This window comes from Streptomyces tardus, from assembly GCF_018101125.2.
In the GTDB taxonomy this organism is placed as follows: domain Bacteria; phylum Actinomycetota; class Actinomycetes; order Streptomycetales; family Streptomycetaceae; genus Streptomyces; species Streptomyces tardus.
This window is the reverse complement of record NZ_JAELVF020000001.1, coordinates 3269578-3281997: the sequence shown is the minus strand read 5'-3', so window position 1 is coordinate 3281997 and position 12420 is coordinate 3269578. Positions and strand designations below refer to the sequence as shown.

Here is a 12420-nt window from a genome sequence, read left to right as displayed (position 1 = left end):
GTTCAGCGAGGCGTCGTCGGGATAGGTGGCGACCATCGCCAACTCGTTGCGCTGGCGCCGCAGTACGGAACGCCACAGCCCCTCGGGCTCGGGGGTGGAGACGTCCCCCGGCTCGGAGTCCACGACGTACCAGGCCCCCTCGGAGACCTCCTCCTCCAGCTGGCCCGCGGCCCAGCCCGCGTACCCGGCGAAGATCCGCAGCGAGCCGAGCTCGGCGGCGAGCACCTCCGGCGGCGCGTCGAGGTCGACCAGCCCTATCGCGCCGTGCACCCGGCGCCAGCCGAGCGGCCCCTCCTCGCCGGGGATCACCGCGACGCCGAGGGCTGCGTCCAGCGATACCGGGCCGCCCTGGAAGACGACTTCGGGGGTGCCGGCGAAATCGGCCCAGGGTTCCAGGATGTCGCCCACGTCGACCGGCGTCGGCCGGTTGAGGACCACGCCGAGGGAGCCGTCCTCGTCGTGGTCGAGCAGCAGCACGACGGCGCGGTCGAAGTTGGGGTCGGACAGTGCCGGGGTCGCCACCAGAAGCCGTCCGGTGAGCGAGGTCACCTGCGTCATGCCCATATCGTCGCGCAGATCCGGGGTCCCGGGAGAGTCAAATTCAGCAACGGTGCGTGCGCGCGCCCCGAACCTGGCCTGAAACACCGCGAATTCGTCACCCCGCGAGTTCAGGTGTAAGCGGAACGTAGACCCGGGCGCACACGTAGTCGGAGAGGCGGCGGATGGCTACTACCATTCCAGTTTGTCCCCTGCCGGCAGGGCGGAAGATGAGGCCCTAGGAGAGATCGCGAGTTCCATGACCGTCAGCACCGACGACGTTCTGCTTGTCCACGGCGGCACCCCGCTGGAGGGTGAGATCAGAGTCCGGGGCGCGAAGAACCTCGTACCCAAGGCGATGGTCGCCGCGCTGCTGGGCAGCGAGCCCAGCCGACTGCGCAACGTCCCCGACATCCGCGACGTGCGCGTCGTACGCGGACTGCTCCAGCTCCACGGCGTGACCGTGCGCGGCGGCGAGGAGGAGGCCGAGCTCGTGCTCGACCCCTCGCACGTCGAGAGCGCCAACGTCGCCGACATCGACGCGCACGCCGGCTCCTCCCGGATCCCGATCCTGTTCTGCGGCCCGCTGCTGCACCGCCTCGGCCACGCCTTCATCCCGGGCCTCGGCGGCTGCGACATCGGCGGCCGTCCGATCGACTTCCACTTCGACGTGCTGCGGCAGTTCGGCGCCACGATCGAGAAGCGCCCCGAGGGCCAGTACCTGGAGGCACCGCAGCGGCTGCGCGGCACCAAGATCGCGCTGCCGTACCCCTCGGTCGGCGCGACCGAGCAGGTGCTGCTGACCGCTGTGCTCGCCGAAGGCGTCACCGAACTGTCCAACGCGGCCGTGGAGCCGGAGATCGAGGACCTCATCTGCGTACTGCAGAAGATGGGCGCGATGATCTCCATGGACACCGACCGGACCATCCGGATCACCGGTGTCGACCGGCTCGGCGGCTACAACCACAGCGCCCTGCCGGACCGGCTGGAGGCGGCGTCCTGGGCCTGTGCCGCACTCGCCACCGAGGGCAGCGTGTACGTACGCGGCGCCGCCCAGCGCGAGATGATGACCTTCCTCAACACCTATCGGAAGGTCGGCGGCAACTTCGAGATCGACAAGGACGGCATCCGTTTCTGGCACCCCGGCGGCCCGCTCAAGGCGATCGCCCTGGAGACGGACGTGCACCCGGGCTTCCAGACCGACTGGCAGCAGCCGCTCGTCGTCGCACTGACGCAGGCGTCCGGGCTGTCGATCGTGCACGAGACGGTGTACGAATCCCGTCTGGGCTTCACCTCTGCGCTGAACCAGATGGGTGCGCACATCCAGCTCTACCGCGAGTGCCTGGGCGGTACGCCCTGCCGCTTCGGCCAGCGCAACTTCCTCCACTCCGCGGTGGTCTCCGGCCCGACCAAGCTCCAGGGTGCCGATCTGGTCATCCCCGACCTGCGCGGCGGCTTCTCGTACCTGATCGCAGCTCTCGCGGCGCAGGGCACCTCCCGGGTGCACGGCATCGAGCTGATCAACCGGGGCTACGAGAACTTCATGGACAAGCTCCCGGCCCTCGGCGCGAAGGTCGAGCTGCCGTAGCCGTCTCCCGGCCCCGGTCGCCACCGTGCGTCGCGCGGGTCGGTCCCGGACGTCGTGCCCGAGGTCCCGAACAACCGTGTCCCACACGGCCGTTCGGGACCTCCCGCACATCCGGGCGCGCCACTCGCCGCGGCCGGGCTCGCCCGCCCCCGCCGCCGGGCCGCGATGACATGATCGAGGCACCACCGGCCACGCCACGCGACAAGCCAAGGAGCCCTGTTGACCCGGAGGCATGAGCAGATCGCAGAAGCGCTGCGCGAGGCCATCGCGGACGGTCGCCACCCGGTGGGCGGCGCACTGCCCTCGGAGGCCGAACTCGCCGAGCGCCACGGGGTTTCCAGGGGGACCGTGCGGCAGGCCGTCAGCGCGCTCCAGGCGGAGGGAATGATCGGCTCGCGGCAGGGCGCACGCCGCGTCGTGCTCTCCACCGCCCCCAGCCAGTCCTTCGCCGAGCTGCGCAGCTTCGCCCAGTGGGCGCGGGCCGGCGGCCACACCCCGGGCGGCCGGGTGCTGGAGTCCGTCCGCTGCGCGGCCCGGGTCGAGGAGGCCGCGCTCCTCCAACTGGCCCCGCAGTCCCAGGTGCTGCGGGTGCTGCGGGTGCGGACCCTGGACGGCGAGCCGGTGCTGCTGGAGCGGACCGTGTACGCGGGCTGGATCGCCGACGCCGTGCAGCGGCTGCCGGACGACTGCGAGTCCGTCACCCAGTCCCTGTACGACGACACGGGCCTGGTCTTCGCGCACGGCGAGCACCACATCGACGCGGTCGCGGCCGGTACCGTCGACTCGCAGCGTCTGGGAGTACGGCGCGGCAGCCCGCTGCTGCGCGTGCGGCGCACCACGACGACACCGGAGGGACGCCCGGTGGAGTCCTCCGACGACCGCTACCGGCCGGGGTCGGTGGTCTTCACCGTGCGCAACTCCACCCAGGCGAACCCACTGGCCCGCCTCGGGCGCGACTGACCGCCGCCGGATCGGCCCGTCGGAGCGCCGCCCTCGAGGCCCCGGCCCCCGGAGACCGCCGGACGGCACGCCGGCACGTGCGCAGATCACCGCGCCGGGCACGAGACGGCACCGACCGGCGCAGAGAGAAGAGCGAGCGCCCATGCCCACCCCTCCCGACGCACTGCTGTGCGACATGGACGGCACCCTGGTCGACACCGAGGCCTCCTGGCTGGAGACGGTGGACGGGCTGCTGCACGAGCACGGCGAAGCGCACGGCCCGGAGGCGGTGCGGGGGTTCGCCGGGCTGCCGCTGGGAAGCGCGGCCCAGCTGCTCGCCGTACGGATCCGGCGCCCGGTCGACGTCGTGGCGGAGCGTCTGCACCACGGGTTCACCGCACGCGTGTCGAGCGGCGTACGACTCAAACCCGGCGCCGCGGAACTCCTCGACCGGGCTGCGGCGCTGGGGGTGCCGGTCGCCCTGGTCACCGCCTCCGAGCGCGCGGTGACCGACCAGGTGCTCCGCACCCTCGGGGCCGCGCGGTTCGCGCTGTCGGTGGCCAACGGCGAGACGGCCCGGGGAAAACCGCACCCCGACCCCTACCTCGCCGCCTGCCGGCTGCTCGGAGCGGCGCCCGGGCGTTGCCTGGCCGTGGAGGACACCCCGGTCGGCGTACGGGCGGCGCTGGCGGCCGGCTGCCGCGTACTGGCGGTGCCCACGGTGCCGGGCATCGTCGCGGGCGGCCGTACGACGGTGGTGGGCTCGCTGCGGGAGATCGCGCTGTGGGACTTCTCCTTCGACTGACAGTGATGATGTTCGTGGTGACGCCGCTGGTGGGTCTGACCCGCCGACTGACTGACGTCTCGACTGTCCTGTTTGGGATTTGTCGGCCCGCCGCGGTGTGTCAGGCCGTGCATCCCAGGGCCCCGGCTCTTCGACGGACCCCGTGCGGCGCGACGGGTGCGGCGCGGCCGGCCGCTGCGGAGCCGGTGGCGGCGCCCCCCGGGCCACTGCGGAGCGGGCTGAGGAGGCAGGACCGGTGCGAGGCGGTGACAGGACCGGTGCGGGGCGGGAGCGGTTCGGGTGGGGAGATGGAGCGGTCGGGGACGGCGGTGGAGCGGTTCGGGGTGGGAACGCCACAGGGGTGGCCGCCCGGATCTCTCCGGACAACCACCCCTGCGGTGTCCTGCGGAGCCCCGGCGAACCGGGGCGGCGGCCCGCTGACGGGCCGGTGGGCGTTACTTGCCCTTGGCGGCTTCCTTGAGCTTCGAGCCCGCCGAGACCTTGACGCTGTAGCCGGCCGGGATCTGGATCGGGTCGCCGGTCTGCGGGTTACGCGCGGTCCGAGCGGCACGGTGAGTGCGCTCGAAGGTCAGGAAACCCGGGATGGTGACCTTCTCGTCGCCCTTGGCGACAATTTCGCCAACGGTCTCGGCGAAGGCGGCCAGCACGGCGTCGGCGTCCTTGCGGGTCACCTCGGCGCGGTCTGCCAGGGCGGCGACCAGCTCACTGCGGTTCATTTCTGTTACTCCCGTGTTCTTCTTGCCGATAAGGCGTGAGATCGAAGCCGATGCTGCCAGGGGCCTCTGACAGCCACTGGACCCGGGTCGGGTCTGGCGACCCTCGCGCCCGCACGCATCCTGCCCCTACCAGTGGGGGGAAAGCCAATCCGCTGCCCTGCCGCTTCTGGCGGAAAGGGGCGGCTCCCGCTGGGGTGACGCTCCGTACGCTCTGTCCAACGTGTCGAGTCCGACACGTCTGGCGTAACACTAGGTGCGCCCGGGCGCAGCCGTTCCGGCGACGCGCCGCAGCGAAATATGGCGGTGGCCACAGAAATCGCTTGCACAGCCCGTCCCGCACCGGTTCCGGACCGATGCGGGAGGGCTCGGGAAGACGACCGGAGTCCCCCAGCCGGGTCGTAGGCGGGCGGCTGCCGGGGCGCTGCCTGGTCCGCTCAGGACGCGGACTGCGCCTCCTGTGCGGCCCTGGCGGCGTCCCGCACGGCGTCGGCGACCGCGCCCGAGACCTTCTCGTTGAAGACGCTGGGGATGACGTAGTTGGCGTTGAGCTCGTCCTCGCCCACGACGTCGGCCAGCGCCCGTGCCGCGGCCAGCATCATCGAGTCGTTGACGGTGCGGGACTGCGCGTCCAGCAGGCCGCGGAAGACACCGGGGAAGACCAGCACGTTGTTGATCTGGTTCGGGAAGTCGGAACGGCCGGTGGCGACGACCGCGGCGGTCTGCCGGGCGTCCGCCGGGTCGACCTCCGGGTCGGGGTTGGCGAGCGCGAAGACGATCGCACCCTCCGCCATCGCGGCCACGTCGCGGGCGTCCAGCACGTTCGGGGCGGAGACGCCGATGAAGACGTCCGCGCCGACCACGGCCTCCTTCAGGGTGCCGCGCACCCCGTCGGGGTTGGTGTGGTCGGCGAGCCAGCGCAGCACCGAACCGCTGTCGACGCCCTGGAGGTCCTCGCGCTCGGAGTGCACCACGCCGTGGATGTCGGCGACCACCGCGTGCTCGACACCGGCCGCGAGCAGCAGCTTGAGGATCGCCGTACCGGCCGCGCCCGCACCGGACATGACGACCCGTACGTCGGCGATCTCCTTGCCGACGACGCGCAGCGCGTTGTACAGCGCGGAGAGGACGACGATGGCCGTGCCGTGCTGGTCGTCGTGGAAGACCGGGATGTCCAGCGCCTCGCGCAGCCGCGCCTCGATCTCGAAGCAGCGGGGTGCGGAGATGTCCTCCAGGTTGATGCCGGCGAAGCCGGGCGCGATGGCCTTGACGATCTCCACGATCGCGTCGGCGTCCTGGGTGTCCAGGCAGATCGGCCAGGCGTCGATGCCGGCGAAGCGCTTGAAGAGGGCGGCCTTGCCCTCCATCACCGGAAGCGCGGCCATCGGGCCGATGTTGCCGAGGCCGAGCACCGCCGAACCGTCGGTGACGACGGCGACGCTGTTGCGCTTGATGGTCAGCCGCCGGGCATCCTCGGGGTGCTCGGCGATCTGGGTGCAGACCCGCGCGACGCCGGGCGTGTAGACCATGGAGAGGTCGTCACGGTTGCGAATCGGGTGCTTGGACGACATCTCGATCTTGCCGCCCAGGTGCATCAGGAACGTACGGTCGGAGACCTTCCCGAGCGTGACGCCCTCGATCTCGCCGAGACGGGCGACGATCGCCGAGGCGTGGTCGGTCGAGGTCGCCGCGATGGTGACGTCGATGCGGAACCGCTCATGACCGGAGGCGGTGACGTCCAGGCCCGTGACATGACCGCCGGCGGACTCCACGACCGTCGTGATCTGACTGACCGCGCTGCCACCGGCGGGGAGTTCGAGCCGGACGGTCATTGAATAGGAGACGCTGGGCGCCGTAGCCATGGTCGGTGTCCTCCGCTGTGCCTGAAAATCGCAATATCGCGCGTGCTCCCGAATAGTCGCACCTACCGATGGGTACCGGGTAACCGGATCTTGTGGATTTTGGAAACTCTTTTCCACCATCCGGATGGAGTTTCGGCAGGTGGTACGGGGTCGGGAGGCAGGGATTCCGGGTGACCGCGGCCGGCACGGCTCTGGCGCAACGGGCCCGCGAAAGCGGACCGGAGGCTGCCGGAACCTGCCCCGGGGGTGGCGAAAGGCCGCCGGCAGAGATCGCTCATGCCGTAGGGCCGCTCATGCCGCACGGCCGCTCGGAAACTGCCGAACGGCCGTGCAGGAGAAGCTTCAGCGGCGCCGACCCGCCAGCTCGCCTCGCGGCAAGTGGTCGCTCGTAGCGACTGTGGTTGGGCCCGGGGGCATGGATCGGGCCGACGCCACTAGCCAGGCTAACAAAGACAGCGCAGCCGCGGTTCCCCTGCGACGGAGGGGAATCGCGATGTACCGCACACCGGTCTGTCACCGGCCGCCGCGGCCGGGCCGTCGGCCCGTGGCGCAAGGGTGCTCTCGGGCGCGTTCAGTCGCGCAGCAGGTCGGGTACGCCTGCCGCGTCCGGGAGGTCGCGCGGGCCGGACAGCACGGTCAGCCGCTGTGTCGCCCTGGTCAGTGCGACATAGAGCACGCGCAGTCCGGCCGGCGACTCGTCCGCGATCTCGGCGGGCGAGAGGACGAGCGTCGCGTCGTACTCCAGGCCCTTCGCCTCCAGGCTGCCCAGCGCCACGACCCGCTCCCCCAGCCCGGCCAGCCACTGCGCAGCCTGGCGGCGCCTGGCCATCGCCACGACGACGCCGACGGTGCCCTCCACCTCGGCCAGCAGCCGCCGCGCCTCTTCGCGCACCGCCTCCGCGAGCGCCGCCTCCGCCGACGCCTTACCCCGCCCAGAGGGTGCTCCGGACGCGGGCGGGACGGCGACGTAGCGGGGCACCAGGCCGGTGGAGCGGACCGCCCTCGGCGGAGCCGCCCCGGGCATCGCCAGCGCCAGTACCCGCGCGGCGAGGTCGGCGATCTCCGAAGGGTTGCGGTAGTTGACGGTCAGTTCGAAGCGGCTGCGCAGCCGGGCCCCCAGCGCCTCGTCCCGCGCCGCCGCCGCCTCCTCGGGATCGCTCCAGGAGGACTGCGCGGCGTCACCGACCACGGTCCAGGTCGCCTGCCGGCCGCGCCGCCCCACCATGCGCCACTGCATCGGCGTCAGATCCTGCGCCTCGTCCACGATGACGTGGGCGTAGCTCTGACGTTCGCGGCGGTCCTCCCGGTCCCGTCCCGAACGGTCCCGCCGGGTCGGGTCCCGGTCCGCCGCCGTGGTGACCTCCTCCAGCCCGGTGAACTGGTCCAACGGGTCGATCTCCCGTCGGCGCTTGGGCGCAGCGGGCACCCCGAGCTGACCGAGCAGCTCGTCCCACAGCGCGATGTCGTGGACCGAGAGCGGCAGCGCCGGGGCCTCCGGGGTACGCGCGCCGGAGTCGATCGCGGACGGGCCGGGCTCGGCCGGTGAGGCTGCGGCGGTATCGGCGGTATCGGCGGTATCGGCGGACGGCAGCTCGGGCTGCGACCACTCGGACGGACCGGCCTCCGGCACGGACTCCCGGCCCGTCCGCGGCACGGCCCGCCGGCCGGCCCGGCCGGACTGCGCCGCGGTCGCCAACCGGGCGAAGGAGGCGGCAAGTTCGCGCACCTCGCGACCCTTGAGCAGCTGCCGCGACCAGCGTGCCAGCCGGTCCCGGTCGCCCATCGCGGTCAGCACGTCGAGGGGGCCGATCTCCGGCCACCAGGCGGCCAGGAAGTCGAGGAAGTCGTCCTCCTCGCTGATGTCCTCGTCGAACGCCTCGCGGGCCTCGGCGGCGAGTTCGGGGTCGTCGTAGTGACGGATCCCGCCCGTCCTGGCCCACAGGGCGTCCAGCAGCAGACGTCTGGCACGCGGTCGGAGCAGGTTCACCGGGGCGGTGCCGCCGAGCACCGCGTGCCGAATGTCGGCCAGCTCCTGCTCCGGCAGCTCCACCCGGCGGCCGAACGCGACCACCCGCAGGGTCGACGGCGCGGACCCGGCGGCACGTGTCAGCGCACCGCGCGCGGCTCGGCGCAGCACCTTGACCATGCGGGCCGAACCCTTGATCCGGGCGACGGCCGGGGAGTCGAAGGCGTTGGCCTCGACTCCGTCGACCAGGGAACCCACCGCGCGGATGGCGACCTGGCCCTCCTCGCCGAGCGAGGGCAGCACCCCCTCGGTGTACGAGACCAGCAGCGGCGTCGGGCTCACCACCAGGATGCCGCCGGCGTAGCGGCGCCGGTCCTGGTAGAGGAGGTACGCGGCGCGGTGCAGCGCCACGGCGGTCTTGCCCGTCCCCGGGCCGCCCTCGACCAGGGTGACCGAGGCGGCGGGGGCGCGGATGACGGTGTCCTGCTCGGCCTGGATGGAGGCGACGATGTCGCGCATCGAGTGCGTACGGGCCTGGCCCAGCGCCGCCATCAGCGCGCCGTCGCCGGTGACCGCCAGCTCCTCGCCGTCCAGTCGTGCGGTCAGCTCGGGTCGCAGCAGGTCGTCCTCGACACCGAGCACCCGGCGGCCCTTCGAGCGGATGACGCGGCGGCGCACCACCCGCCCCGGCGCGACCGGCGTCGCGCGGTAGAACGGCGCGGCGGCCGGCGCGCGCCAGTCGATGACCAACGGGCTGTACTCGGCGTCCAGCACGCCCAGGCGGCCGATGTGCAGGGTCTCGGCGATGTCGGCGGTGTTGTCCGGCCGCACCGCGCCCTCGGCCGGCTCCACGGAGGTGTACGCGCCGTCGGCTCCACGGCGTCCGTCCTTGCCGCTGAGCAGGTCGATCCGGCCGAAGAGGAAGTCCTCGAACTCGCTGTTCAGCCGGTGCAGATGGGCGCCCGCACGGAACACCTGGGCGTCGCGTTCGGCGAGTGAGCCGGGTGTCCCGACCTGCCCGCCGCGCACCGCGTCGTCCCGGAGGAACTCGGCTTCGCCGATCTTCTCCTCCAGCCGGCGGTAGACGGTGTCCAGATGGATCTGCTCCCGGCGAATCTCCCGGTCGCGTACGCCTGCGTCCTGCGTTTCCAACGCAAGGGCCCCCTTCTGCTCAGTCCAGGGCAGCCGTCAACCGTACACCTCGCGCAGGCCGCTCCCGGACCGCGCGTACGGGGCGTCGGCGCACGTCGCGGTGTTTGTCGGAACGGGCGGGTCGGGGCGGCTACTTGTCGACCGTGACGAGCCGTTGGCCGTCCAGCGTGCGTACCTCGAAGTGGTCGATGTCGGCAGGGCCGTAGGCGGAGCCGCCGACGTAGTAGACCTCCTTGCCCGGCCCGTAGCCGGTGTCCGGCACGGCCCAGGTGGTGACGGTCTGCTCCCCGCCGTCCCGGCCCACCGCGATCAGGCCGCAGCTGCGCGGCCCGGTGACGCCGGTGAGCCGAACCGCGATCTCCGTGCCCCACCGCTTCTCGGTCAGCGAGACGGTGGCGTCGACGTCGCTCCCGGGCGCGCTGCCGTGGTGTTTCTCCCCCGCGTCGTACGCGGCGCGGATGGGATCGGGCGGGGTCCCCCGGTCTCCGCCGGTCAGCAGCGCCGCTCCGCCGAGGGCGGCGGCGACCAGCACCGCGGCTGCGGGCAGCGCGAGCGCCAGTCGCCGTCGGGCCCGCCGCCGGCGTTCGGCGGCGGCCCGGGCGAGGACGCTCGCCAGCAGCGCCTCCCCGGCCCGTACCGGCTGGACGTACGGCACGGCGAGGGCGGCGGGGCGGGCCGTGGCACCCGCGCCGGGGCGGAGTGCCTCGCCGTCCCGGCAGCCGGTGGCCCGGGGAGAGGCGCCGGCCGCGGTGCGTCCGGTGTCGGTGTACTCGTCCAACAGCGGGGCGAGGCCGAGGAGTTCGTCGAGTTCGGCGGAGCAGCTCACGCAGTCGGCGAGGTGCTCCTCGAAGCGCGCGGCGTCCTCGGGGTCCAGCGCGCCGATGGCGTACGCCCCGACGTCGTGGTGGTCGTGGTGGTCCTGGTGGTGGGCGAGCGAGGTCATGCCGACACCCCTCTCTCCTCCAGCGAGAGCTTCAGCGAGCGCAACGCGTAGTACACCCGCGAGCGCACGGTGCCGGGGGGTATGCCCAGCACCTGTGCGGCCTCGTTGACCGTACGCCCCCTGAAGTACGTCTCGACCAGCGCTTCCCGGTGGGCGTCGGTCAGATCGCCCAGTGCCTCGGAGATCGTCATCATCCGCAGTGCGCGGTCGATCTCGTCGGCCGCGGGGACGCTCTCCAGCTGGGTCTCGTCCACCTCGCGGGGTCTGGCCCGGCGGCTGCGGTGGCCGTCGATCACGATGCGGCGGGCCACCGTGACCAGCCACGGCCGGATCGAGCCGGTGGCGCCCCGCAGTCGGTCGGCGTTGCGCCAGGCGCGCAGCAGCGTCTCCTGCACCACGTCCTCGGCCCGGTGGCGGTCGCCGTCCACCAACCTCAGCACGAAGGTCAGCAGCGGCCCGGCGTGCTCCTCGTAGAGGGCCCGGATCAGGGCGTCGTCCTGCGACGTTCGGTCAGCCACGGCCGCATCCTCGCTCACGCGGAACCCCAGTTGAAGTGTGCGTACCCCTGCGGGTGGATACGCACCGGACCGCCGTGGCGTTCAACGCCGGGCGCGGGGGGCCGTTCAACGGCCCGTGCGGGGAGCGGCGTTCGGCGGTCGGGAGCCGTACGACCGGCGGTGCGGGGGACGCTGCGGACCGGTCGGTCGGCGTACGTGTTCAGTCGGCGTACGTGTCGCCGGTCGTCGGGTCGTGCGCCAGCCGGTAGCCCCGCTTGGCCGCCGTCTGCACGAGCCCGCTCCCGCCGAGCGCCGTGCGCAGCCGGGCCACGGCGGTTTCCACCGCGTGCTCGTCGGTGCCCGATCCCGGCAGGGCGCGCAGCAGTTCGGGCCCGGGCACCACACGGCCGGGCCGGCGGGCGAGCGTACGCAGCAGCGCCATCCCGGCGGGAGGCACCGCCCGCAGCTCCCCGTCCAGTACGACGGCGTGGCCGCGGATCTCCAACCGCCGTCCGGCGACCGCCAGCGGACGCCGGGGCAGCTCCGCGCACAGGACCTGGACGAGCGGTCCGAGCCGGAACCGTTCGGGCTGCCGGGTCGGGATCTCCTCGGCCTGGAGCGGCAGCGCGGTGACCGGGCCGACGCAGACCGGCAGCACCTGCCGCCGAAGCGCCTCCACCAGCCGTACCCGCAGGTCCAGTTCGCCGGCGCGGCGCAGCAGGGAGACGGCGGCGGGGGCGCTGGTGAACGTCAGCGCGTCCACCGAGCCACCGACGGCCGCCTCGATCAGCCGGTCCAGCGGCGCCGTGTCCCGCGGCGGCAGCCAGCGGTAGACGGGTACGCCGACCACCTCGGCGCCGGCCGCCCGCAGCGCGTCGCTGAAACCGGCCAGCGGCTCGCCGTGCAGCTGGACCGCGATCCTCAGGCCCTCGACGCCCTGCTCCAGCAGCCGGTCCAGCACCTCGGCCATCGACTCGGAGGCCGGCGACCACTCCTCCTTCAGCCCTGCCGCCCGCACCGCGCCCTTCACCTTGGGGCCACGGGCGAGGATCTCGGTCTGCGAGAGCCGCAGCAGCAGTGCCTCGCCCAGACCCCAGCCTTCCGCGGCGGAAAGCCAGCCGCGGAAGCCGATGGCAGTGGTGGCGATGGTCACGTCCGGCGCGCGGTCGATCAACTGCCGCGTGCTGCTGAGGAGTTCGCCGTCATCGGCGAGCGGGACGATCCGCAGCGCCGGGCCGTGCTGGACGACCGCGCCGCGACGGGCGAGCAGGGCGCCGAGCTCCTCGGCGCGTCGTGCGGCGGTGACCCCGACGGTGAAACCGTCCAGAGGCCTCGGCTGTGGTGCGTGCTCCATCGGCGGGTCCTCATCCCGTAGTCCCGTAGTCCCGCGGTCCCGTGTCGCGAGATCCGTGCTCCCG

General features: G+C 72.9%; 10 protein-coding genes. 3 read left to right on the top strand and 7 right to left on the bottom strand.

What is annotated here, in order from left to right:
- Positions 1-558 (bottom strand): YqgE/AlgH family protein (locus JGS22_RS14035; RefSeq protein ID WP_211041116.1); only part of this gene is annotated, 558 nt, incomplete at its 3' end.
- A gap of 238 nt (positions 559-796) precedes the next feature.
- Here JGS22_RS14035 and murA point away from each other — a divergent pair.
- From murA to JGS22_RS14020, 3 genes are all read left to right on the top strand, one after another.
- The gene (gene murA / locus JGS22_RS14030; protein ID WP_211041117.1) at positions 797-2125 is read left to right on the top strand and encodes a UDP-N-acetylglucosamine 1-carboxyvinyltransferase; all 1329 of its coding nucleotides are present in this window, start codon (positions 797-799) and stop codon (positions 2123-2125) included.
- A gap of 219 nt (positions 2126-2344) precedes the next feature.
- Positions 2345-3085: a GntR family transcriptional regulator gene (locus tag JGS22_RS14025; RefSeq protein ID WP_216814987.1), complete on the top strand. Its 741-nt coding sequence runs from the start codon at positions 2345-2347 to the stop codon at positions 3083-3085.
- 142 nt (positions 3086-3227) lie between these two features.
- A complete protein-coding gene (locus tag JGS22_RS14020) occupies positions 3228-3869 on the top strand; it encodes an HAD family hydrolase (protein ID WP_216814986.1) in 642 nt (213 codons plus the stop codon).
- Positions 3870-4303: 434 nt separating this feature from the next.
- Here JGS22_RS14020 and JGS22_RS14015 read toward each other — a convergent pair whose 3' ends face one another.
- The 6 genes from JGS22_RS14015 to JGS22_RS13985 form a co-directional block, all read right to left on the bottom strand.
- On the bottom strand, positions 4304-4585 hold the full coding sequence (locus JGS22_RS14015) for an HU family DNA-binding protein (protein ID WP_007382399.1): 282 nt from the start codon (positions 4583-4585) through the stop codon (positions 4304-4306).
- A 434-nt stretch (positions 4586-5019) separates the two neighbouring features.
- Positions 5020-6444, bottom strand: coding sequence for an NAD-dependent malic enzyme (locus JGS22_RS14010; protein ID WP_211041119.1), 1425 nt, complete (start codon positions 6442-6444; stop codon positions 5020-5022).
- Between the two features lie 571 nt (positions 6445-7015).
- The gene (locus JGS22_RS26330) at positions 7016-9562 is read right to left on the bottom strand and encodes a HelD family protein (protein WP_236073148.1); all 2547 of its coding nucleotides are present in this window, start codon (positions 9560-9562) and stop codon (positions 7016-7018) included.
- Positions 9563-9692: 130 nt separating this feature from the next.
- Positions 9693-10505 carry an anti-sigma factor family protein gene (locus JGS22_RS13995; protein WP_211041120.1) on the bottom strand — a complete coding sequence of 271 codons (813 nt, stop codon included), beginning with the start codon at positions 10503-10505 and terminating at the stop codon, positions 9693-9695.
- Positions 10502-11041, bottom strand: a complete 540-nt coding sequence (locus JGS22_RS13990; protein ID WP_211041121.1) for a sigma-70 family RNA polymerase sigma factor — start codon at positions 11039-11041, stop codon at positions 10502-10504. Before JGS22_RS13990 ends, JGS22_RS13995 begins: the two co-directional genes overlap by 4 nt.
- Positions 11042-11222: 181 nt before the next feature.
- Positions 11223-12356, bottom strand: coding sequence for a uroporphyrinogen-III synthase (locus JGS22_RS13985; protein ID WP_211041122.1), 1134 nt, complete (start codon positions 12354-12356; stop codon positions 11223-11225).
- Positions 12357-12420: the final 64 nt, after the last annotated feature.

Excerpts from the sequence above, each read along its gene's own strand:
- JGS22_RS14020 (WP_216814986.1), top strand. The coding sequence starts at position 3,228 with ATGCCCACCCCTCCCGACGCACTGCTGTGCGACATGGACGGCACCCTG.
- JGS22_RS14010 (WP_211041119.1), bottom strand. The coding sequence starts at position 6,444 with ATGGCTACGGCGCCCAGCGTCTCCTATTCAATGACCGTCCGGCTCGAA.
- JGS22_RS14015 (WP_007382399.1), bottom strand. The coding sequence starts at position 4,585 with ATGAACCGCAGTGAGCTGGTCGCCGCCCTGGCAGACCGCGCCGAGGTG.
- JGS22_RS13995 (WP_211041120.1), bottom strand. The coding sequence starts at position 10,505 with ATGACCTCGCTCGCCCACCACCAGGACCACCACGACCACCACGACGTC.
- murA (WP_211041117.1), top strand. The coding sequence starts at position 797 with ATGACCGTCAGCACCGACGACGTTCTGCTTGTCCACGGCGGCACCCCG.
- JGS22_RS13985 (WP_211041122.1), bottom strand. The coding sequence starts at position 12,356 with ATGGAGCACGCACCACAGCCGAGGCCTCTGGACGGTTTCACCGTCGGG.